The sequence below is a fragment of the Desulfovibrio sp. ZJ746 genome, assembly GCF_011039155.1.
In the GTDB taxonomy this organism is placed as follows: domain Bacteria; phylum Desulfobacterota; class Desulfovibrionia; order Desulfovibrionales; family Desulfovibrionaceae; genus Desulfovibrio.
This window is the reverse complement of sequence record NZ_JAAKEK010000003.1, coordinates 243,930-266,418: the sequence shown is the minus strand read 5'-3', so window position 1 is coordinate 266,418 and position 22,489 is coordinate 243,930. Positions and strand designations below refer to the sequence as shown.

Sequence of the window (22,489 nt, the reverse complement as noted above, 5' to 3'; positions counted from 1 at the left end):
TCGCAGATTGTCCTACGCGGTAGCTAACTGCTGTCTCCATCCGTAGCTTCCTTCGTCGCAACGGCTGGAGCAAGGCTGTTTTTGACGGATAATTTCGACATTACAGATGCAGCACAGGCGTACCACCAGCTCAAAAGTATAAAGGCTCCTAATAAGGACACGCCATGTTCGGAAAGAAGAAAAAGGCCAAGGCAGCCCCGGCGGAAGACACGACGCAGCAGCGGAAGGCCGAGCCTGAACAGAAGGCCCCGCGCCCCGGCGCGGACCGCGTCCACGCCGAGGGCCTGGGCGACGCCTGGGTGGCGCTCACCGGGCAGAATCCCGCGGCCATCATGCCCCAGGTGGTGGCCACCGTGCTCAAGGAGGGCGGCACACGGCCTCCGTGGCAGTGGAAGCGCGGCGGCCGGGAGCATGTGCTCATGGCCTGGCCCGAGGACCAGCCCGTGCGCGCGGCCGTGCTCGTGGCCGGCGAGGAGGGCGGCAAGCTCACGCCCGTGACCGCCGTGCCCCTGCTGGAGGGCCTGCCCAACGACCTCGAGGTGGATGCCGTCGAGCCGCGTGCCGAGGGCCTGGGCGCCGACGTGGCCGTGACCATGATGGAAGGCGAGAACCCCATGTGGTTCTTCGACCCGCTCTATGGCCGCGACAAGGACGACCTCACGCCCGGCATCACGCACACCTTCTGGCTGGCCGGGCTCGCGCTCGGCATCCGCAAGGCGCTCCTCGACGAGCTCACCATCACCCAGGGCCCGCAGTACGAGGCCCACGCGGCCGCGTGGCTCGAGGAGCATCCCGGCGCCTCGCGCCTTGACGTGCCGCCGCTCAAGATCCCCATGCAGGGCAAGCGCTGCATCATGCCCGGGCGCCGCTTCGGCGAGTACCAGGTGCGCAACGTGGTGGAGCGGGTGGAGGACTTCCGGCTGGAAAAGATGGATGTCAAGGCGCTCTACCTGAACTTCCCCTTTGAGGACCGGGCGCCGCTCAGGCTCGCGCTCTATGCGTCGAAATTCGCGCTCGGCGACTATGAGCCCGCGGAGGGCGACGAGATCGAGGCCTATGTCTGGCTCGAGGGCCGGATCATCGACCTCGAGCAGGCGCCCGCTGCCGGTCACACCGCCCCCCGGGGGGCGGCCCCGGGGACCACGCCGCACCAGTAGCGGCCCGAAAGCGGCATGAGCCTGCCCCTGACCTGGTTCTTGCTCGGTGTCGCCTTCCTGGCGGTGGAGCTCGTCAATCCCACCCTGGTGCTGGGTTTTTTCGGCATCGGGGCCTGGGTCACGGCCTGCGCCGCCCTGTTGGGGCTTGCGACGGCGTGGCAGATCGTGCTCTTCATCGTGGCCTCGCTGCTCGCGCTGCGGCTGCTCCGGCGGCGCTTCCGCCATGTGTTCGGGGGCCGCGCCGAAGCCGCCACCGACCCGCACGACTACGGCGGCACTGGCGACGCCGCGCCCCCGCATCCGCTGGCCGGGCACACCGGCCGCGTGAGCAAGCCCGTCCGGCCGGACGGCCGCGGCGAGGTGCGCATCGACGGCAGCTTCTGGCGGGCTGTGGCGCCGGTGTATATCCCCGAGGGGCGCGAGGTGCGCGTGCTCGGCGCCATGCCCGAGGATTCGCTCGTCCTGCGCGTGGAGCCGCTCACGCGGGATGACAGCGGCGCCCCAAGGCCACATGAGGCTCATTAAAAGGACGGATGTATGGATGCCCTTCTCGGCTATGGCTGGCTCGTGCTGCTGGCGGCGCTCGTCATTGTGGTGCTCGTCAAGAGCGCGGTGGTGGTGCCCAACCAGTCGGCCTATGTGGTGGAGCGGCTGGGCAAGTTCCACAAGGTGCTCTACGCGGGCTTCCACCTGCTCGTGCCCTTCGTGGACGTGGTGGCCTATCGCCGCAGCCTCAAGGAGCAGGTGCTGGACGTGCCCAAGCAGACCTGCATCACGCGCGACAACGTGACCGTGGACATCGACGGCGTGCTGTATCTTCAGGTCATCACGCCGGAAAAATCGGCCTACGGCATCTCCGACTACGAATGGGGCGCCATCCAGCTCGCCCAGACCTCGCTGCGCTCGGTCATCGGCACCCTGGTGCTGGACAAGACCTTTGAGGAGCGCACGCGCATCAACCAGGAAGTGGTGGAGGCGCTGGACTCGGCCACCGCGCCCTGGGGCGTCAAGGTGCTCCGCTACGAGATCCGCGACATCACGCCGCCGCGCAATGTCATGGAGGCCATGGAAAAGCAGATGCGCGCCGAGCGCGAAAAGCGGGCGGCCATCGCGCTTTCCGAGGGCGACATGCAGTCGCGCATCAATCTCGCCGAGGGCCAGAAGCAGGCGGCCATCGCCCAGTCCGAGGGCCAGAAGCAGGCGCTCATCAACCAGGCCGACGGCGAGGCCGCGCAGATCCGCAAGGTGGCCGAAGCCACGGCCGAGGCGCTGGACATCGTGGGGCGCGAGCTCGGCGGCGACGCCGTGGCCGCGGCGCAACTGCGCGTGGCCGAAGCCTGGATCGCCGAATTCGGCCGCCTCGCCCAAAAGGGCAATAGCCTCATCATCCCGACGAATCTGGCGGACGCTGCCGGCATGGTGGCCGCGGTGACGAAGATCATCAAGCCGCACGAGGGGCTTGGCGCGCTGGGGGCCAAGGAGGGCGCCACACAGGCAGCCGTCCCTGCTGAGGACGCGCCACAGGCTGCCCCCGGCGCGGACAGCGGGGCCGGCGCCCGTGCCTGAGGCGCGACCCTCCCGGTCAGCCCCCCGCGCGGGCGGCCGTCCCAAGGCATCCGCCGCTGTCCCTTGGTATGCCGGGGAGCACAAGGACGCCCTCTTCTACCTGCTCATCGCGGTCTTCTTTCTGGAACTCGTGGTGGGCGGCGTGGCCTTTTTTTACGGCATCATGCACGCCGCGCCGGAAACCGCGGGCGGGCCGCCGGTGGCGCGCTTTCCGTGGCTCGCGTGGTGCCTCGCGGCCGTGCTCGCCCCGGTGGGCCTCCTGCTCGTCGTTCATCTCGCCGGCACTTGGCTTTCGCGCACGCTTGACCGCGAGGAAGCGCAGTCGGGTGAAGCCGCACCCGGGCAGGAGAGCACCGGCCCCACCCAGGACAACTTGCCAGAGGGCCTGCGCCGCTTTTACGCCATGGTGCGCAACGCGCCGACCCTCGTGGTGCTCCTCGGCATCCTGCTTTTGGGTGCCGGCCTGTTCTTCGCCGAGGGCGCGCTCTCGGCCCTCGGCCGCGCCGCCGTGGCCCTCATTCCCTATATCCCGTGGATTGCGGGAAGCCTCGCGGCACTCCTCGCCGTGTGCTTCCTCGGGCATGCGTGGTTCGTCTACCGCCAGCGCCGCATGGAGCAGGAATACGCCTACCGCCGCGAAGTGCTGGAGCGCACGGGCATGGTGCTCATGGACAAGTCCTGCGTGGCGCTGCCCCCGCCCGATGGCGCCGGCGCCCCTGCGCCCGGCCTTCCCCCGGCCGCTCCGGCTGCCTTGCCGGAAGTGGTGGATGTGGAGGCGAGCCCCGAAGCCAAAAAGGATGACAGGCGCGCCAGCTGACGCGTGTTTGCGTCTGCCAAATCCGTGTGCGGGCTACAAGATCGCAGCACCCCAGGAGCCTTGGCCCGCGCTGTTCCTGAACTAAGTGCGCGACCGGCCCCCGGTGAAGAAGCTGCCGCCCTCCCGAACGTTGCGCATCCCCCCCACCTCCGGGCATCCTCTTTTGCCACTCCCGTCTGCCTCCGGCGCCCTTGGCCTCCCCCGGAGCATCGGCCCCCGTGTGGAATGCGCCGTGTAGGGGCAGGCAACGCCTCTCCCCGCGCCATTGCGGGCCAGAGCCCGGGGAACCACACCCCGCATCACACCGGGAGAAGCCTCCACCCCCACGCGCTTCTGCCGGCTGTCACGGGGCTGTTGCTTCGGGGACCTCCGGGCCGGATAAATACCCGGGCAACGCGAAACTTCCGGGACTCTTTCCGGGGGGCGCATCTTGGGGAGGTGTCAGGCACGGCAAGCCTGCGGAGCGAGGCGCTCGAGCCACGGGGCACACGGGACCATGCCGGGGAGAGGGAGAGTCCACCGCTTTCAGCGCACGCTCCCAAAACGGGCAGGGCAAAGCATGGTTCACAGGCCGGTCGCCCGCCCGAACCGGCAGCAGCCGGAACGCCTTTTCCGCTGCCCTAGGCCTCGTCTTTTTTTGCAGAAATATACCTGATGCCCACACTTTCCAAGAAAAAGAGGAAATCCCCGAGGATGGTGACAATGCGGCAGAGCATGATGGCGAGCAGGAGATCCGCTTCGGGAAAGGGGATGTCTTTCATGAGGAAGAGCATGACCCCTTCGCGTATGCCGAGGCCCGCGGGCGCTCCCGGAGTCACAAAGCCCACATACCAGGCAACGATATAGGCAGTGCTGGCATAAAAGAGCTCCATGGGCGAGAGAGGCGCCTCAGTGAGCAAAGAAAGCAGGGCCGCAAAAGCCGCGCCAAAGGAGCACAAATAGAATATCGCCCAGATGAGCGCGGACCTGACAGCCTTCTTGAGCACACGCCCGGCAACATAGGGCACCGTGATACAGCACATGCCGAATATGCCGAAAAGCCAGCCCGGCGCCAGCGAGGGGAAAAAATACTGCACAATAAATGGCGGGCAAAATATGGCGGCGCCTGTGCATGCCAGGATGCCGAGCTCAAAAATTATGGATTGCAGTATTTTTCCTCCGGGCAGGCTTTCCGCCATGCCCAGCGTTTGCCGCCCTGCAAGGTGAAAGATGTTGCCCGGGATATACTTGCCGATCTGCGAGATCCCGTATATCCAGGTCGCCCTTGAGAAAAGGGGGTGCACGTCCAGATACTCCAGGCAGCGGTACCAGATGAAGACAAGAAAGAAATTGCAGAAGCTGAACAGGAAGGAAAGGAGGAGGAGATATATCCAGAGGGAGGACAGGAGCGTCGAGAAGTCGATCTGGTCGAGATAGGAGCGCAAACGCAGCCCCAAAAAAACGATGGCGATGACCGCGAGCAGGGTGCCGCAGACATGAAGGATCCGTTTTAGCGGGAAGGACATGATGGTGCCTCGCAACCCCCGGCTGCACGCCGCGCCGGGCGCTCTCGCTTTTACCCTGCCGCACAGCCAGGAAGCGCGCTGTGCATGGCTGTCAGGGCCGGGCATGGTTGCCCCGCCGTGACAGAGTGTGGCCATGGCCCTGCGCAACCGGGCGCCTGCGCCGCCATATGGCGCGGAATGACGCAGCTTTCGTACGGTAAAGGAGCCCCACTCACTTCTGCCCGAACGCACGAGGCAGGCCCAAAGCAGGGTCTGCCCCGGCGCCAAATGCCTTTCTCAATGACAGGCAACTGGAAACCTTTGGGGGCATCCTGAGCTGGTCTTCAGTGGGATGCACCCTTGCAATGGCAGGCAATGGCCACGCTTCGCCCCTGCCCTGCGCCCGCTTCACACCCCAATAAAGGGCAATTCCGGGAGTGCGCCCCCAGCAGCGGCTGTCCACCTTGAACCCAGGAGCCCTTTCGCGTTGCGTGACCTGCGGCCGAGCCCCGCCGCTCAGTCATCGTCGCCCTTATCCAGCTCCACACCTATGAGCTGCCGGATTTGTTCCGCAAGAAGGCCCATGCCAACCATGATAAAGAAAACAATTATACTCAGGATTACGATATAATACCCGGCCTTGATATGAAGGAAGGAGGAGACTACCCATGAACCAAAGCCAAAGAGAAGCCATAACACCCCGAACAGGAAAAACACCCGCATGGGATTGAAATACAATATTTGCTTGAGGATGTAATTGAGGGTAAACAGGGAGTCCCTGAAAAGCCTTACATGGCTTTTTTTACCCTCGCCACGCTTGTAATACTTTATGGGAATGTAAGCTACCAGCTTTCCTGTCATCATGTATGCCAAGGTAAGGGACGTGGTAAAACTAAAAGTGTCACAAAGGTGAAAATAAAACTTTTTAATCACTTTTTTATTAAAAATACGGAAGCCTGAATTAATATCCGGGATTTTTTTCGCGCTTGCCCACTCCACCATCATTTTCAGGATGCTTCTTAACGCCGACTTCATCATCGACTGCGAGTAATTCGGGCCTGTCCTGCGCCCCACAACCATGTCAAAGCCCTGCGAATACTTCTCTATTAGCCTGGGGATATCTTCCGCCGGATAGGTCTCATCCGCATCTGTGATCAGGATGGTCTCATACGTGGCGGCATTGATGCCGTCCTTTATGCTCCGGCCATAGCCAAGGTTGATGGGGTGGCTCACCAACACGCATTGAGAAAATTTTTGGACAATTTGCTTCGTGTTGTCTGTAGAGCCGTCATCAACAACGACGATCTCAAACTTTATATCCAGCGGGGATAGTGTGCCCAGAATAGACTCTATGGTCTTTTCGAGACTGTTTCCCTCGTTATAGGAGGGGATGACCACTGAGAGGCCGGATATATCAAACTTTTTATTCATGGCGTTTCTGCTTTGCGACAGTTTAAAAGTATCATCCGCCACTGCCACCGGGCCATGAGCGGCAACCTGACAGCGGCGGCCATGCCACGTTCTCTGCGCTATGCCCGCGTCCACTGGCGCGTACTTTTCCGTAAAAAAGCATACAACTTTTTGATTTAATTGCAAGCTGGCGCAATTTTGCCCCAATGTTTCACTCGCCGCGCAGCCGCTCGCACCACCTTTTGTCACTGGCGCAAGGCCAAGAGAAAGGCAAGGTTTTGCCAAGCCATCGCCGCCATGCGTAGTGGCCGTATCCGGCCCTGCCCCGGCGAAAACGGGCAGGCCTCCCCCGCGGCACACAGGCCCGCAGGTCTTGCGGTGGAGGGGAGAGGCGGCGGCGCTTGGCACCCAGACAAGGCCTGGAGTGTGTCTTGATTTCTCTATTCATTCTCTTCTCCCCGGAAAGGGGGGATGGAGGTCGCTCACCACCGTCACGGCAGAGTTGCAAGATCAAGGAGATTTTGGAGCCGCACGCTCGAGGCCGCGAAGAAACCCGGGGAGTTCGGGCCCGCGATACTCGAAACTCCTGACTGCAAAGTTTTGCGATCCTCGGGGCAGGGCACCGTGGAGAGATTGGGCACCGGGCCCCGGGGAGGGAAAAAGGCCCCTCGGCGCTCTTGTCAATGGAGTGATGGCGAATGGAGGACGCGCGCCGTTTTCGCGCCTCCCGCTAAAAAGGCGGCGCACCCCGTGAGATGCGCCGCCTTTTGCAAACGCGGGAAAACGCGCGGTTACGCGCTGCTACACCTTCGCGGCCGTGCGCAGGTCGGTCACGGCGTCCGTCTTTTCCCAGGTGAATTCGGGCAGCTCGCGGCCGAAGTGCCCGTAGCACGAGGTCTTGCTGTAGATGGGGCGCTTGAGGTCGAGGCGCTTGCTGATGAAGTAGGGCCTCAGGTCAAAGACCTCGCGCACGGCCTTGGTGAGCACCTCGTCGGGGATGTCGCTGGTGCCGCGCGAGGAGACGAGCACGCTCACCGGGTCGGCCACGCCGATGCAATAGGCGATCTGCACCTCGCATTCCGGGGCCAGGCCCGCGGCCACCACGTTCTTGGCGATGTAGCGACCCATATAGGCGCCGGAGCGATCCACCTTGGAGGGATCCTTGCCGGAGAAGGCGCCGCCGCCATGGTGGCCGCTGCCGCCGTAGGTGTCCTGGATGATCTTGCGCCCGGTGAGGCCGCAGTCGCCCATGGGGCCGCCCACCACGAAGCGGCCGGTGGTGTTGATGAAGATCTCGCAGTCCTTTTCGTCAAAATAGCCCGAGTCGCCGAGGATGGGCCGGATGACGTGCTCCTTCACGGCCTCGGCCACCTCGGCCTGGCCAACATCGGCCGCGTGCTGGGTGGAGACCACCACGTTGTTGATGCGCACGGGCTTGCCGTCCTGGTACTCGAAGGACACCTGCGTCTTGCCGTCGGGCCGGAAGAAGTCAACGATGCCGTCCTTGCGCACCCGCGCGAGCTGCTGCGAAAGCTGGTGCGCCCAGTAGATGGGGGCCGGCATGAGGGTGGGCGTCTCGTTGATGGCGTAGCCGAACATCATGCCCTGGTCGCCGGCGCCCTGCTCCTCCGGGCTCGCGCGCACGACGCCCTGGGCGATGTCGGGCGACTGGTGGTCGATGGAAGAGATGACCGCGCAGGTCTGCCAGTCAAAGCCCATGTCCGAGCTGTTGTAGCCGATGTTCTTGATGGTCTCGCGCACCACCTTGGGCAGGTCGGCGTAGCCGCGCGTGCTGATCTCGCCGGCGATGACGGCCATGCCCGTGGTCACGAGGGTCTCGCAGGCCACGTGCGCGTCCGCGTCCTGCGCGAGCAGGGTGTCGAGCACGGCGTCGGAGATCTGGTCGGCCACCTTGTCGGGATGGCCCTCGGTGACGGATTCGGACGTGAAATAGTATTTGCCCTTGTTCTTCGCGTTTTTCATGGAGTTCTCCTTTTGCGAACAGGCTTCAGGAACGGAGCAGGATGTTGTCGATGAGCCGCGCCTTGCCGAGCTTGACGGCGCAGGCCATGAGCGCCGGGCCGTCAACGCTTTTGAGCGGCTCCAGCGATTCGGGGTGCACGATCTCGAGGTAGTCGGGCTTGCCTTCGGGCATGCGCTCGCGCCAGCGGTCGAGCACGAGCCCGCGCAGGCGCGAAACGTCGGTCTCGCCTGCGGCCACGGCCTCCCGCGCCTCCAGCAGGGCAGCGCGGATCTGCGGGGCCACGGCGCGCTCGCCCGGCGTGAGATAGACATTGCGCGAGGACATGGCAAGGCCGTCCGCCTCGCGCGTGGTGGGCCGGGCCTCGATGCGGGTGGGCACGTTGAGGTCGCGCACCATGCGCCGGATGATGGCCTGCTGCTGCCAGTCCTTCTGGCCGAACACGGCCACGTCCGCGCCGGTGAGCAACAGGAGCTTGAGCACCACCGTGCATACCCCGCGAAAATGGATGGGCCGGTCGATCCCGCAGAGCCCCTTGGCCAGCTCGGGCACCTCCACCCAGGTGGCGTGGTCCGGCGCGTACATGGCGCCGGGCTCGGGCATGAAGAGCGCGTCCGCGCCACGGGCCGCCGCGATGGCGCTGTCGCGCTCGGCGTCGCGCGGGTAGGCCGCAAGATCCTCGTTGGGGCCGAACTGCGTGGGGTTGACAAACAGGCTCACCACGAGCCTCTTGGCCAGCCCGCGCGCATAGGCCATGAGGTCTTCGTGGCCGGCGTGGTAATAGCCCATGGTCGGCACAAGGGCGATGTCCTCCCCGGCGGCGTGCCAGGCCCGGCACTGCGCCGCCAAGGCCTTGGGATCGGTAAATATCTGCATATCAAGTTATGGTGATATAGGTTGCGGGAGCCCATACATACAAGAAAATCCCGGGCCTGTAAAGCGCCGGCGCGTGGCGCGCCCCCCCGCCGCGGCAACGCGGGGCGCACATTTGACAAGCGGCGCGGCGGATGCTTAAACCGGGCCATGAGCTCCGCCCCGGACCCGCGCCCCAATCTGCTGGATTTCACCCTGCCCGCGCTTACCGACTGGATGCGCGACGAGCTCGGCGAGCCCAAGTTCCGCGCCGTGCAGCTCTGGCAGTGGCTGTGGCGCAAGATGGCCCGGGATTTCGAGGGCATGAGCGACATCTCGCGCGGCACGCGCGCCCGCCTCGCCGAGGCGGCCCGCATCCGCTGGCCCGAGGTGGCGCAAAAGCAGGAAAGCGCCGACGGCACGGTGAAGTTCCTCCTGCGCATGGGGGACGGCGCGCTCGTGGAGAGCGTGCTCATCCCCTCGGAGGGGCGCGACGGCGGCCGCCGCTGGAGCCAGTGCCTCTCCTCGCAGGTGGGCTGCCCCATGGCGTGCACCTTCTGCGCCACGGGCAGCATGGGCTTTGGCCGCAACCTGGGCATGGGCGAGATATTGGGCCAAGTGCTGGTGGCGCGCGACTACCTCGGCGACACCAGGCCCGACTGGCCGGTGCTGCGCAACCTCGTCTTCATGGGCATGGGCGAGCCGCTGCTCAACTGGGGCGCGGTGAAGGACGCGCTCACAAGCCTCAACGACGACCGCGGGCTGAACTTCTCGCCCCGGCGCATCACGGTCTCCACCTGCGGCATCCGCGAGGGCCTGCGCGAGCTCGGCGAAAGCGGGCTCGCCTATCTCGCCGTGTCGCTGCACGCGCCCAACCAGGCCCTGCGGGAGAAGCTCATGCCCCGGGCCGCGCGCTGGCCCCTCGACGAGCTCATGGCGGCGCTGGCCGCCTATCCGCTCAAGACGCGCGAGCGCATCACCTTTGAGTACCTGCTGCTCGGCGGCGTCAACGACAGCCCGGAGCATGCGGCCGAGCTGGCGCGGCTGGTCGCCCGCGTGCGCGGCAAGCTCAACCTCATCGTCTTCAATCCGTGGCCCGGCGCGCCGTGGCAGGCTCCCGGCGAGGAGCGCGTGCTCGCCTTCGAGCGCGCCCTGTGGCACCGCAACATCACGGCCATCGTGCGCAAGAGCAAGGGGCAGGACATCGCCGCGGCCTGCGGGCAGCTCTGCGCCGCGCCGCAGGCGGGCTGAGCGTGGCGCCAAAGCCGGCCGCGGCTGCCCGTCACCTGAAAAATACGTCCCCCGTCCCGGAAAGCTCCCCCGTCTCCTGACCAGCCCCTCGCCTTCTCTCCGTAAGCCCGCGCCCGCGCGACGCGCCCTCCTGCCTTGAACTCTCCGCAGTCCCCTGCGGGCCCCTCCCCGCACGTCCCCACCGCGCTTTTGCCGCCCCCTGCCGCCCCGGCCCGGGGGCATAGGCAAAAGCTATATGCCCATAAAATAATACTCGTTCCCTAAAACAGACGACTTGTTATAAATATCCCAAGCCATTTAACAAGGAGTCTGACATGCCCCCGGTGGTTGACAGCGAACTCTGTATCGTCTGCGGCAAGTGCGTGGAGATCTGTCCTTTGGATGTCATGAAAAAGAAGGACGACAGGATCATCGTCATGTATCCCGACGAATGCTGGCATTGCCGCGCCTGTGTGATGGATTGCCCGAAAGAGGCCATCCGCATGCGCTACCCCCTCTCGCACATGCTCCTTCATTATGACGCGCCCAGGGCCTGACCCGGGCACATGCAAAGGCGGGAAACCATGGAAATCAGGATGAACCCGGACCCCATCGTTGTGGATTTTCTGGTCATCGGCGGCGGCATCAGCGGGCTCCAGGCGGGCATCACCGCTGCCGAGGCCGGCCTTCAGACCCTCATCCTCGAAAAGGCCGACACGTGGCGCTCGGGCAACGGCTGCGGCGGCAATGACCACTTCATGTGCTACCTGCCCGAGTACCACGGCGACGATTTTGAGGCCGTCATGCGCGAGGCCAAGGAAACCCTCGTGGGCGGCAACCAGGACGACAACCTCTTCCGCTTCATGCTCGAAAGATCGGCCGGCCTCATCCGCAAGTGGGAGTCCTACGGCATCAGGATGCGGCCCACCGGCGACTGGAACTTCGAGGGCCACGCCATGCCCGGGCGGCGGCGCTATCACCTCAAGTACGACGGCTCGGACCAGAAGGCGCGCCTCACGGCCGCGGCCAAAAAAGCCGGCGCCAGGATCATGAACAAGGTGGTGGTCAACGAGATCCTCGTCAACGGCGAGGGGCGCTTCGTGGGCGCCATCGGCATAGGCATCCGCGACGAAGTGCCGGAAATGCTCGTTTTCCAGGCCAAGGCCGGCCTCATCGCCGTGGGCGAGGCCATGCGCATGTATCCGGGCAACAACCCGGCCTACATGTTCAACACCTCCCATTGCCCGGCCAATGCGGGCAGCGGCGCGGCCATGGCCCTGCGCGCGGGCGCGCGGCTCGTCAACCTTGACCTTCCCTCGCGCCACGCCGGGCCCAAGTATTTCACCCGTTCCGGCAAGGGCACCTGGATCGGCGCGCTCACCGACATCAACGGCAAGCTCGTGGGCCCCTTCGTGGACACCATCCATGTGAGCCGCGAGCTCCCCGACCCCACCGGCGATGTCTGGAAAGACTGTTTTGTGAAGAACATGGATTCGGGCAAGGGCCCGGTCTACATGAACTGCACCGGCATCAGCGAGGATGACCTCGCGCACATGCGCAAGGCCCTCGTCTCCGAGGGCTGCACCTCCATCAACGAATATCTCGACCAGTACGGCATCGACCTGCGCACATCCATGATCGAGTTCGGCCAGTACGAGCACATGTTCTACATGAACGGCATCGACATCGATGCCCGGGCCATGTCCACGGTGCCCGGGCTCTACGCCTCGGGGCAGTCCGTGGGCAATGTGCGCGGCGACATCACCGCGGCCGCCGTCTTCGGCGACCATGCCGCGACCGAGGCCGCGGCCTATATGAAGACCGTGCCGGACTTCGACGTGGCCGCGCTCGGCGACGCCATCAGCGCAAAGTCGGCGCTCTACAACTTCCTTCTCCGGGAGGAGCCGGGCGCCCACTGGAAGGAGGCCAATTCCACTCTCCAGAAGATCATGGACGAATATGTGGGCACCCGCGTGCGCTCGGGTTCGCTGCTCACCGCGGGCAGGAAGTATATCCGCGACCTGCGGAAGTACTCGCGCGAAAAGCTGCGCGCAGAAAACGCCCACGAGCTCATGCGCTGCCTCGAGGTGCTTGACCTGCTCGACCTCGCCGAGGCCTGCGCCGTCTCGGCCCTGGACAGGAAGGAGACCCGCGGCGCCTATCACCGGCGCAGCGACTTCCCCTTCACCAATCCCCTGCTGAACAACAAGTTCCAGACCGTGCGGCGCAAGGGGGACGACCTCGAGACGGAATTCAGGGAAAGGGTGCGCTGATTTCGCCGCCGCGGGGGCCGGAGCGTCCGGGCGCGGGGCCTTGCCCTCTCCGCCCGGGCGTCCCGCGACAGGGCATCTCTTAATGTTGGGAGTTTCGCCATGAGCGTTGAAATGTTGTTTCTCGTGTCACTGGTCGCGGCGCTGTGCCTCGGCTTCCTGTTCAAGGTGAACATCGGCTATTTCGCCCTGACCTTCGCCTTCATGAACGGGGTCTTCGCCTATGGGCTGAGCATCAAGAAAGTGGCGGCCATGTGGCCCATCTATCTCTTCCTCATGCTCTTCATCGTCACCACCTTTTACGGCTTCGCCATTTCCAACGGCACCCTCGTCAAGGTGGCCGAGACCATCATCTATAAAAACCGCAACCGGCCCGCCTTGCTGCCCTTCGTGCTCTTCGCCATCTGCATGCTCTTCGCCGGCACGGGCGCGGGCGCGCCGGCGGCCTTCGCCTTTTTGTCGCCGCTCGTCATGGCCGTGTGCATCAAGTCTCAGATTTCGCGCGTGCTCGCCACGGTGCTCATTTTCTGCGGCGCCACCATTGGCTCGCAGTTCCCGTTCAGCGTGGGCGGCATGATCGTGCAGCAGGTGGCGGAGAGCAACGGCTTCCAGAGCGACGGCATGGCCGTGTGCATGAACGTGCTTTTGAACTCCGCCGTCACCATGGTCATCTTTTTCATCATCACCTATTTCGTGACCGGCGGCCACAAGACCCGGCACGTGAGCATCGAAAAGCCCGAGCCCTTCACCCCGGTGCAGCGCAAGACCCTGTGGATCGTGGGGCTGGTGTTCTTTTTCACCGTGGTGCCGGCCCTGGCCAAGGCCATGTTCCCCGAGGTGGCCTCGCTCAGGAAGTTCGCCGGCTTCTGCGACGTGACGGTCATCTGCACCATCGGCATCATCCTGTGCAGCCTCTGCAAGGTGGCCAGCGAAAAGGAGGCCATCGCCAAGGTGCCCTTCGCCATCATCATCATGATCTGCGCCATGGGCACCCTCATCGGCACGGCTGTATCCGGCGGCCTTGTCAACAGCCTCTCCGTCTGGGTACAGGAAAACGTGACCAGCGGCGCGGCGCCCTACTTCCTGCTGGCCGCGGCCTGCACCATGAGCTTTTTCGTGGCCACGCTCGGGGTGGTCATCCCCACGCTGGCCCTGCTCGTGGCGCCGCTCGCCGCCAGCACGGGCATGGAGCCAATCATCATCTTCTCGCTGATCTCCGTGGGCGGCTTCTATACCGGCTCCTCCCCCTTCTCCACCTGCGGCGCCATGGCCCTCGCCGGCCTCGAGGACCAGAAGGAGGCGGACAGGCTGTTCAAGAAGCTGCTCTTCCTGCCCATCGCCGGGCTGGTCTGGCTGGAGTTTTGCCTGTATGCGGGCATCTTGCGCAACTGGGTGGGCTAAGGGGCGGCGGAGCCATGAACCTGACGCAACTGAAAGCCATCGTGCTCATCGACCTCCACCGCTCGCTCTCCAAGGCGGCGGCCCAGCTTTTCATCTCGCAGGCCTCGCTGAGCATTTCCATCAGGAAGCTGGAGGAGGAGCTGGACTGCGCCCTCCTCGTCCGGTCGCCGCAGGGCGTCTCCCTGACCAAAAAGGGCGCGGAGATCCTGAAGCACGCCCGGATCATTTGCAGCGCCGTGAACGAGATCCAGCGGATAGGGGCGCGGGAGGAATCGCGCCTGGCGGTGGATGTGTCCGTCGGGGTGTCGTCCTATCTCTGCAACCTGCTCGCCACCCGGGCCCTTCTGGCCCTGCGCGAAGCCAGCGAGGCCCTGAACATCAAGATCCGCGACATCGCGACCAACCAGGACACCATCCTCGATGTCTCTACGGATGCCTGCGACCTCGGCCTCATCCAGGTGGGGCGCATGGAGGAGAAAAGGCTCCTGCCGGATGCGGTGGGCAAGTACGACCTCTGCGCGCGGCACATCCTTTCCGACCCCGTGTGCATCGCCGTCACCGGGGCGCACCCGCTCTTTGCCAAGGCCGCGTGCACGCTCGACGAACTGATGGCCTACCCCTACATCACCAACAAAAACCCCCGGGAAGACGCCTTTTATCTCTATCTCGGGCAACTGGGCTATACGGGCGACGTGCTCCAGGTGAACCATGTCCTGAACCATGACATCGCCCAAAGCACCCACGGCTTCTGGGCCGGGGCCCATGCCGGCCTGCTCGCCATGCGCGAGGCCATGAAACAGCCCATCGGCATCCTCACCCTCGAGGCCTGCCGCTTCTATTATGACATCGCGGCGCTGCACAAAAAGGCGGCGCTCACCCCGGCGGCGCAAAAATTTCTGGACATGCTCGGGCATGAGGCGGCCGCCATGGAGGGGCGGCCCTGAAAAGGGCGCCTGCGACTGCGGGGGAGCCGTTGGAGGGTTCGTGGGGCAGCCGCAAGAGCGACGCCTGCCGGGGCCCGGGTTGTGCCTTGGTGGCCCACCATTTATGTTCTGAAACAGCGAAGTCCCGCAAGGCTTTTCACACCTTGCGGGACTTCGCTGTTTCAGAAAATGGTGGGCCCACCAGGACTCGAACCTGGGACTTGCCGGTTATGAGCCGGAGGCTCTACCAACTGAGCTATAGGCCCCGCAGTTCCTTACGGCGCGGGCTCTCCGCTGTCAAGGAGCGCCGGGCGCGGGAGCGTCGCGCCGCCCACGGCTAGGCTTCCTCGCCGGTCTCGCCGAGGTATTTCAGCACCTCGTAGTGCACATGGTCGAGGATGTCGGTGAGCCGCCCCACGCATTCGTCGCCCACGGCGCGCCCGAGCAGCGAGGAAAGGAAGGCCGCGCGCCGCGCGTTGACGAGGGCCCGGTAGCCTTCCTCGTCATTTCTGGGCAGCGCGTCGATGCTTTCCTGGAATTGCCTGAGCTCTTCCTCGTCGAGGTTCTTGATGGGCTCGGCCACGCCGTCGATGGAGACGATGCCATCGCGCACCTCCAGCATGACGGGCTTGCCCCGCACTTCACCGATGCAGACTTCCATACGCCCTCCCGCGCGGGCCGGCCCCGCAAGCCACGGCGCCCCGCGCTGATGAAAAAGGCCCCCGGCTATGACCGGCCGGGAGCCTGAAAAATTTCCTGTGGCGGGGGTGGCAGTCGAACTATTTTTCTAACCTGCCAAAACTCATGGGGAAACATTTTTTGAAAAAGGTTTCGTCCCCACAAATATACCCACTTTCGTGAAAGTACCCCCTCTCGCGTGGCCCGTTACTCTCCTCTTTTCCCCCTCTGTCGGCAGGAAGTCAAGCAGTCCTCGCGGTGGTCACAACCTCCATCCATGTCCATCCATGCGCATGGATGCTCATCCATGCCAGCAGGGGAATAGTGTAGCGTCCGGCTATCCCTGAAATCATTTACTTCTTACCCCTATGGCCGGGCGGCGGCTTCCCATTGTTCTTCTGTCATGGGCGGGGAAGTAAGGAGAATCCCCCCGCCGCCCTTTTTTTTCGGGCCGGGACGCCTTCCGTCCACGGTGAAGACCAAAATATGCTGTTGCTGCCGCTCGGTAAGCCAGTCCAGCATGGCCTCTTCCGTGTCAAATTCCATGCGCTTTCCAGTTTCAGGAACTGTTAGGCTGTACTTGTCACAGATTCCCGGAAAGGGAGCAAAGGCAACGTGTACGCCCCTTGGCTTCATTGCTGTATTAAGTAGCTGTTCCAATGCTTCAACTTTCTTCGCCATTGCCCCTTTCACGATTCCAACTCCTTCGCTGCCGCTTCCAGCGCGGCTATGCGCTGTTCAAGTTCCGCTGTTTCAAGGGCTTTCCGGTGAGTCTCCGCAAGGGCTGCCAGTCTTTGGCCTTCTTCCGGGGTCAACACTCCCCCGGCTACATTCCTCAGAATTGCGGCGGTCAGCTTCGGCACATCGGCGGCGGTTTTGATTTCCGGCAGGTGGGGAAGGTTCACTGTTTGCCGGGGTGCGTCCCCGGTCAGTGCCATGACCGACTCAAACGCCTTCACGTCCCCGGTCAGGGCTTTGCCGAACAGGGCCGCAGCAAGGGCATCGGCCCCATCCGTTTCACCGTGGCGGCCGTCCAGCAGGGCCTGGAGTCGCTCCCGCATGGCCCGCTTTTTGCGCCGCGCCTCGCCTGACGCCCGCCCGCCTTTCGCTCCCATCTTTCGGGCTTCGCTCGGGCTTCGCGCCTTTAGGTTGTCTTCTCGGGCCATGCTCTCACCTCACGCCGCTCGCCATGCTCCCGGAACCAGCCTTCTATGGCCTCCAGCGCGGCCTTTTCCCTTGGCGTGAGCCCGTGGCCACGCCCTTCCTTTTCGCGTCTCTCGCGCCTCTTTGCGGGCCTTCTCGTAATTGTTGCGGTGGTCATGCTGCGGCCCCTCCTTCCCCGTGCGCCGTGGCTATGGCCTTCCAGCGGCGGCGCGCGCCCTCGAGGTATTGCCGAAGGAAGCTCCACGCCACATATTCCGCCGCCGCCCTGCTTCCGGCAAAGAGGAAGGGCACACGATAGCGCCCCATGAACGCCGCCACACTCTGGCAGGCCGCGTGCGGGTTGAGCCGGGAACGGTAGCGCCCGCCCGCAAGGTCAGCCCATGACGCTTCCACCACCACGCTGAAGGCGTCCAGTGCCATGCCGCGCAATAGCTCCCGCTCAAAGCGCTCCCTCTCCCTGCCAAGGCATTGCACAAGGTCTGCCAGCTCCTTGCGCTCCAGCGCCACGCGGTCAGTCAGCCCGGCAAGGGAATAGTCCCCCACGGTCAGGGAGCCCGGCACCACCTCCACGCCCTCGTATCGGGGCCCGGAGAAGGTGAAGGGGCATTGCTCCCGGCTGTCAACCACAATTCGCATGAGCGCCCCCCGGTTGCGGCGCGGTGCGTTCCGGCAGGGGGGAAGGCTGCCACGCCGTAAAGCCCCTGTCGCACCGGCTCTGCATGTTGATTTTCCGGGCCGTCACCGCGCAACGCCCGCACCACCACGCCAGCCCCGGAACCTTCTGCCAGCAGGAACAGGCGAAACACTGGAGCGGCGGCGCGGGGGGCGGGGGCTCTGGTGAGGTGTCTTCCACTTCGCCGGTGGCCAGCGGTGGAGGTGCGGGGGAAGATTCAGGGATTGAAGGTATATGCGCAATATACGCAATATTCGCAGAATTAGCTTCCGCCCCGCCGTCTCCGGGTATTCTGCGTATTTTGCGTATATTGCGTATATGGTTTTCATTTCGGAAGCGGCCCCCGAATTTTTCCCACAAGCTCACGGCCTCACCCCCTCAGCGTGGCCGGATTGACCTCATATCGTGGACTTGGCTTTCGGCCAGGCCCCGCCGTCCGCTCCGAGTAGAGGGCACGAATAAAGCCCCGCTCTTCCAGTTCATCAAGCGCCGCCCGCACGTCCTCCATATGCGAAAAAACCGATGTTTGCCCCCGAACGCCGTTGAAACAATCCCGTGCGCTGAACTTGTCCACCGCTTGCCGCCGTATCCACTCCAGTGCACGCTTGCCCCCTTCCAGCCGGGTATCTGTCCCCATGAGGGCATAAGCTGCCTTGGCATGTTCGGAGAGGAAGGCGCCCATATTGACGGCATGCTCCATTGTTTCCCCGTCTATTTTGGCATCCGCCGGGCGCTCGCGCTCTATGAGGTGAAAGAGGCCCGCAAGCCTTGCCACAGCGCCGGGGAGCTTCCCGGCCCAGTCGCTCATGGCCTCAAATTCGCCACCGGGGGCCAGCTCCTTCTCCACTTCTGCGGAAAATTCCAGCCAAAGCCTATAGGCATCCTGTGAGAGTTCCAGCCGTACGGGGGCGGGTTGCTCGGCTTCCCATTGGCGGGGAAGCAGGTCCAGCAGGGCATTGTGGAATCTCTCCCGCACCGTTTCCGGCATGGGGGTGGGTTCCTGTTTGCGCCGCCCGAGAAGGCTTTGAGGCAAGAAGTAGAGAAAGCGCCCGTCAAGCCCGCGTCCCCTGAAGATTTTCGCCTTGTCCCGCTGCGTCAATGTCACCGGCTGCGGTGCAATTGCACAAGTCAGGCGCGGATTGTCCAGCAGGACAGAAGTGCCCCCACGGCGGTCAACGCGGAAGGAGTCGCCGGAATGGGCTTTGAGGAATAAATCCAGATTCGCCACGCCCCTGTAATACATGTCGCCGCCCAGAATATCGAAAATGCCACCCTCGGCAGTGAGGATTGAAGCACAGCCCCCATTGGCTTCCATGAGCGGGGCCAGCGCTTCCGGCGTTATGTTGTCGGCCAGCAAGCGCGGAATGGCCGGAACCTCCTGAAGTTCCGCTTCCCGCTCCTCCACCTTGCGTTGGACTTCCTGAATTTCCTCAATGCTCTTGCACTTTGCCACTTGCGCCCGCGCCGTCTCTATGGCCTTTTCCATCGTTTGCCGGGCGCTTCTGGCCCTCTTCACTTCCAAGGCCATGCTTTCGGCTATGCGCTTTTCCCATTGCCGCAAAGGGGTAAGGCAAGCCTCCACCACAGCGCTTTTTCGGTTGGCGGGTTCCAGCGGGCAAATGGTGTACAGGTTCAGGGGTTCCTCGTATCCTTCACGGACGCGCACCATGAAACGGCCCTGCGCCGCCGTTGCCAATGCCGCAAGGGCCATTGCTGCGGCCAATTCCACGGGCACCTGTTTTTCTTCTGCCAGCGCCTCGCAAAAGCCCCCGAGGACAGGCGGAAGCACCGCCACGTCCAGCACGGGCAAGTCTTGCGCCGTAAAAGGAACGGGGGCCCCCCATTCTTCTTGTGTGCTGCTCTTAGGCATCCCCACTTCCCAGCGCGCCGCCGCCACAGTGGCAAAGTCCGCAGGGGAAGTGCTCGCTTCCTTGATGAACTCTACCACCCGCTGACGGTTCCAGCCGTCAGCCCCTACCGCGTCCGCGCCGTCCCATCCATGAGGAACGCCTTCAGGGGGCACGGCCACACTCACAGGCGCGGCCCCGGCCTGTTCCAGCAGGGAGCAGACAAGCAGCGCCGCCTTGGCCCCCGGCGCGTCAGCATCCGGCCAATAGACCACGCGCCGCCCGTGCAATGGCGTAAAGTCCATCTGCCTCACACCACTGCTTCCACCATAGAGCCCGAGAACGGCCACAAAAGGCCCGAGGACGGCCTGAAGCGCATCAGCCTTGCCTTCACCCTCCACCAACACAACAGGAGCCGGAGCGGGCGCTTTTGTCAGGCGTGGCAGGCCATACAGGGGGTGCGGCGCGGGGAAGCCCTGCCAGCGCCAGCCCTCGGCCGTATAGACACGCTGAGAGAATGCTTTATGATGCTTCCCCCTGCTGTCCATTTCCTGCTTGACGAAACGGCACACAACGCCCAAAAGCCGCCCGGCCGCGTCCTCATAGCGGTACACGGCGGCGGCGGTTCCATGGCGCAGGTGCTTGTGTTCGGCAGGAGGGAAGACGCCATCAGGAACGGGCATCATGGCTTGCGTCTTGGCGGGGGCTGTACTCTCTCGCGGCGGTGCGTCCACCGGGTAGTCCACCATTTCCGCGAGCTGGCGCGCCGCCTCCACCTGATTCACGCCGCGCTGCGCTGCCACCAGAGAAATGAGGTCGCCGCCGCCAGGTCCCCCCGCAAACTCTCCCCACTTGCCGGAATGGATGTTCACTGAGCAGGAATCGCCGGGGCCCCCGTTCAGATTGCCGCAAACATATTCCGCCCCCCGGAGCTTTCCCCCTGGAAGCAGCTTTTCCAGCAGGCCGGGGCAACGGGCCAGCGCCGCTTCATTCAACGCACGGAAGTCTATTTTGCTGCTCATGCCCGCCCCCCTTCAGCCTTGCCAGCCGCCGGGAAATGGCGCATACTGCCTTCACAGACGGACTTCTTCTTTTTGTTGCCGCTCGGTTCTCCCGCCGGGCGGCTTCGCTTTTCAGGACTACTCCCCGTCATGGCTGAGCCCCTTCTGCCAGTCGATGCCAAACTCCAAAAATGCCTCGATGTCCCGCGAGCGCCAGGCAACGGCCCGGGAGCCAATCTGTACAGGCGCGGGAAAGGTGCCCCGCTTCATGCCAGCATAAATGGCGCTGCAGCAAAGCCCGGTCCGCGCCTCGACCTCACGGCGGCGCAGGAAACGATTTTCGGTGAGCGGGGAAGTGGAAGGTGCGGGAACGGTGGAGGCGGTGGGGGTTGCGGCGGTACTTTTCGCCTTCGGCATGGGAATTTCTCCTTTGCCCGAGGCCGTCCCCCTGTTGCCGTTGCCAAAAATTGCATTTTTCGGCATAAGACAACGGACGGCACTTCTCGGGCGAGTTTCGCCCCGAAGGGCGGTTGAGCCGTTACGGGATACCCAGGAGCAATAGGCGGCCCGGCGGCGGGTTACTTTGGGCGGTGGAGCGCGGGAACGCTTTACCGCCCTTTTTCTGGTGTATTATTGCAGCAACTTCCCACGCACTGTCAACAATCCGGGAATTTAGCAATATTTTTATATAATTTTTTTACGCAATGAAATAGTATCAAGCTCTGATTTCCCTCACTATTTTGCAGCCTTATGAAAGGGCATCCATACTGTGGATACCCCGGCGCGTTACAGTAGCTGATTTTCCTTACTATTGAGCAGCCCCTCCAGCAAAAACTCCCCCCACCAGTCCATGAGCGCAACGCGCTCCGGCCATAGTTCCGAGCGGTCATAGGCAGCGGCCACGCGGTTTTTCTGCTCATGCGCCAGCGCCTTCTCGATGACTTCGCCCCGGAAGTGCCCGGCCTCATGCGCCAGCGTGGAAAAGGAGGAGCGCCAGCCGTGGGCCACGTGGTCATGTACCCCCATGGTCCTGAGCGCGGCATTAAGCGCCCCGTTGGAAAGGCCCCGCGTCCTGTCCCGGCCGGGGAACACGAACACGCCGCCCCCGGAGATGCCCGCCTGCTCGTCCAGTATTTCCAATGCCGGTGCGGAAAGTGGCACCGCAAAGCGGCGGCGCATCTTCATGCGCTCGGGCGGAAGCGTCCACGCGGCCCCGGCAGGGTCAAACTCCTCCCAGCGCGCCCCCGAGATCATGCCGGGCCGGGCGGCGGTGAGCGCCAGCAACAGGAGGGCGTTGCGAATGGTGCGGTTCCCCCAGTAGGCGGCACAGGCGGCGAACAGCGCGCGCACCTCCTCGGGGCTCGTCCTCGCGGGCATGTGCGTGGCCACGGGCGGCGGGAGAGCTTCGGCAAGGGAGGCGGCCGGGTCGATGTCCGCATATCCCTTTATGACTGCCAGGCGGCAAATGGCGCTCACGTAGCGGCGCAAGCGGCGGGTGGTCTCGCGGATGCCCTGAGCCGCCACGCCCTGCAACACGTCCAGCACCTCGCCGGGCCTCAGTTCCGCCACGGGCCTTTCCCCGAGTGCCGGAAGGACATGCCGCGCCAGCCGTTCCCCGATGTCTTTTACATACCCGGGGGACTTCGTGGCCCGCTGAAGCTCAAGCCATTCTCGGGTCACGTCCGCAAAGGTCACGACAGGCGCAAGCACTTCTTTTGCCGGCAGCCCACGGGCGAGGCGTCCCCGGGCCGCTTCCGCAGCCTTGTGGGCATCGGCCAGCCCCATGTCAGGGTATGCCCCCAGGCGCACCATCTGTTCCTTGCCGTCCACGCGCCGCCGCAAGTACCAGACTTTTTTGCCGGTGAAAGCCACCAGCAGGCAGAGCCCGCGCCCGTCCGCATACTTTTTGCGGCCAGCAGCGGGAACAGGTAGGGTGCGGATTTTTGCGTCAGTTAGTGGGGGCATAGGTTCCTCCCGGAACAGCTTGTGGGGAATTTTCTTCCCCGAAAACGCCGTTCCCGTTTCCATACCCACT

The 22,489-nt window shown here is 64.0% G+C and carries 20 protein-coding genes and 1 tRNA gene; 9 read left to right on the top strand and 12 right to left on the bottom strand.

Going from position 1 to position 22,489, the window contains the following annotated elements; translation table 11 throughout:
• The first annotated feature begins 164 nt into the window (after window positions 1-164).
• From G7Y54_RS07200 to G7Y54_RS07185, 4 genes are read left to right on the top strand one after another with little or no spacing between them, the layout of a single operon-like run.
• Complete coding sequence (locus tag G7Y54_RS07200) at window positions 165-1,157, top strand: hypothetical protein (protein WP_206214921.1); 993 nt, start codon at window positions 165-167, stop codon at window positions 1,155-1,157.
• A 15-nt stretch (window positions 1,158-1,172) separates the two neighbouring features.
• On the top strand, window positions 1,173-1,682 hold the full coding sequence (locus G7Y54_RS07195) for an NfeD family protein (protein WP_165078613.1): 510 nt from the start codon (window positions 1,173-1,175) through the stop codon (window positions 1,680-1,682).
• Window positions 1,683-1,694: 12 nt separating this feature from the next.
• Window positions 1,695-2,723, top strand: a complete 1,029-nt coding sequence (locus G7Y54_RS07190) for a stomatin-like protein (protein ID WP_165078612.1) — start codon at window positions 1,695-1,697, stop codon at window positions 2,721-2,723.
• Window positions 2,716-3,540, top strand: a complete 825-nt coding sequence (locus G7Y54_RS07185; RefSeq protein WP_241159405.1) for a hypothetical protein — start codon at window positions 2,716-2,718, stop codon at window positions 3,538-3,540. The genes G7Y54_RS07190 and G7Y54_RS07185 overlap by 8 nt, the downstream gene beginning before the upstream one ends.
• Before the next feature lie 620 nt (window positions 3,541-4,160).
• Here the strand turns inward: G7Y54_RS07185 and G7Y54_RS07180 are convergent.
• From G7Y54_RS07180 to panC, 4 genes are all read right to left on the bottom strand, one after another.
• Window positions 4,161-5,045: a hypothetical protein gene (locus G7Y54_RS07180; RefSeq protein WP_165078611.1), complete on the bottom strand. Its 885-nt coding sequence runs from the start codon at window positions 5,043-5,045 to the stop codon at window positions 4,161-4,163.
• A gap of 495 nt (window positions 5,046-5,540) precedes the next feature.
• Window positions 5,541-6,842, bottom strand: a complete 1,302-nt coding sequence (locus G7Y54_RS07175; RefSeq protein ID WP_165078610.1) for a glycosyltransferase family 2 protein — start codon at window positions 6,840-6,842, stop codon at window positions 5,541-5,543.
• Between the two features lie 393 nt (window positions 6,843-7,235).
• On the bottom strand, window positions 7,236-8,417 hold the full coding sequence (gene metK / locus G7Y54_RS07170; RefSeq protein ID WP_165078609.1) for a methionine adenosyltransferase: 1,182 nt from the start codon (window positions 8,415-8,417) through the stop codon (window positions 7,236-7,238).
• Between the two features lie 25 nt (window positions 8,418-8,442).
• Window positions 8,443-9,291, bottom strand: coding sequence for a pantoate--beta-alanine ligase (gene panC / locus G7Y54_RS07165; RefSeq protein ID WP_165078608.1), 849 nt, complete (start codon window positions 9,289-9,291; stop codon window positions 8,443-8,445).
• Between the two features lie 147 nt (window positions 9,292-9,438).
• Between panC and rlmN the strand changes: the two genes are divergently transcribed.
• The 5 genes from rlmN (at window position 9,439) to G7Y54_RS07140 (ending at window position 15,112) form a co-directional block, all read left to right on the top strand.
• On the top strand, window positions 9,439-10,518 hold the full coding sequence (rlmN, locus tag G7Y54_RS07160; protein WP_165078607.1) for a 23S rRNA (adenine(2503)-C(2))-methyltransferase RlmN: 1,080 nt from the start codon (window positions 9,439-9,441) through the stop codon (window positions 10,516-10,518).
• A gap of 314 nt (window positions 10,519-10,832) precedes the next feature.
• Window positions 10,833-11,054, top strand: coding sequence for a 4Fe-4S binding protein (locus G7Y54_RS07155; protein ID WP_165078606.1), 222 nt, complete (start codon window positions 10,833-10,835; stop codon window positions 11,052-11,054).
• A 27-nt stretch (window positions 11,055-11,081) separates the two neighbouring features.
• Window positions 11,082-12,770 (top strand): FAD-binding protein, encoded by a 1,689-nt coding sequence (locus G7Y54_RS07150; RefSeq protein ID WP_165078605.1) that lies wholly within the window; start codon window positions 11,082-11,084, stop codon window positions 12,768-12,770.
• Window positions 12,771-12,869: 99 nt separating this feature from the next.
• Window positions 12,870-14,168 carry an SLC13 family permease gene (locus G7Y54_RS07145; protein ID WP_165078604.1) on the top strand — a complete coding sequence of 433 codons (1,299 nt, stop codon included), beginning with the start codon at window positions 12,870-12,872 and terminating at the stop codon, window positions 14,166-14,168.
• Window positions 14,169-14,182: 14 nt separating this feature from the next.
• Window positions 14,183-15,112: a LysR family transcriptional regulator gene (locus G7Y54_RS07140; RefSeq protein WP_165078603.1), complete on the top strand. Its 930-nt coding sequence runs from the start codon at window positions 14,183-14,185 to the stop codon at window positions 15,110-15,112.
• Window positions 15,113-15,281: 169 nt separating this feature from the next.
• On the opposite strand, the gene G7Y54_RS07135 is transcribed toward G7Y54_RS07140, so the two are convergent.
• The 8 genes from G7Y54_RS07135 to G7Y54_RS07100 all read right to left on the bottom strand — a co-directional run bounded on the left by G7Y54_RS07135 (window position 15,282) and on the right by G7Y54_RS07100 (window position 22,419).
• Window positions 15,282-15,357: transfer RNA gene (locus tag G7Y54_RS07135), tRNA-Ile, on the bottom strand.
• 71 nt (window positions 15,358-15,428) lie between these two features.
• On the bottom strand, window positions 15,429-15,752 hold the full coding sequence (locus G7Y54_RS07130; RefSeq protein WP_165078602.1) for a hypothetical protein: 324 nt from the start codon (window positions 15,750-15,752) through the stop codon (window positions 15,429-15,431).
• 383 nt (window positions 15,753-16,135) lie between these two features.
• A complete protein-coding gene (locus tag G7Y54_RS07125) occupies window positions 16,136-16,450 on the bottom strand; it encodes a hypothetical protein (RefSeq protein ID WP_165078601.1) in 315 nt (104 codons plus the stop codon).
• Between the two features lie 8 nt (window positions 16,451-16,458).
• Window positions 16,459-16,935: a hypothetical protein gene (locus G7Y54_RS07120; protein WP_165078600.1), complete on the bottom strand. Its 477-nt coding sequence runs from the start codon at window positions 16,933-16,935 to the stop codon at window positions 16,459-16,461.
• A gap of 151 nt (window positions 16,936-17,086) precedes the next feature.
• The gene (locus G7Y54_RS07115) at window positions 17,087-17,569 is read right to left on the bottom strand and encodes an ERCC4 domain-containing protein (protein WP_165078599.1); all 483 of its coding nucleotides are present in this window, start codon (window positions 17,567-17,569) and stop codon (window positions 17,087-17,089) included.
• Window positions 17,570-17,976: 407 nt separating this feature from the next.
• Window positions 17,977-20,475: a DUF3987 domain-containing protein gene (locus tag G7Y54_RS07110; RefSeq protein ID WP_165078598.1), complete on the bottom strand. Its 2,499-nt coding sequence runs from the start codon at window positions 20,473-20,475 to the stop codon at window positions 17,977-17,979.
• A gap of 117 nt (window positions 20,476-20,592) precedes the next feature.
• The gene (locus G7Y54_RS07105; protein WP_165078597.1) at window positions 20,593-20,871 is read right to left on the bottom strand and encodes an AlpA family phage regulatory protein; all 279 of its coding nucleotides are present in this window, start codon (window positions 20,869-20,871) and stop codon (window positions 20,593-20,595) included.
• A gap of 369 nt (window positions 20,872-21,240) precedes the next feature.
• Window positions 21,241-22,419 carry an integrase arm-type DNA-binding domain-containing protein gene (locus G7Y54_RS07100; RefSeq protein WP_165078596.1) on the bottom strand — a complete coding sequence of 393 codons (1,179 nt, stop codon included), beginning with the start codon at window positions 22,417-22,419 and terminating at the stop codon, window positions 21,241-21,243.
• Window positions 22,420-22,489 lie beyond the last annotated feature (70 nt).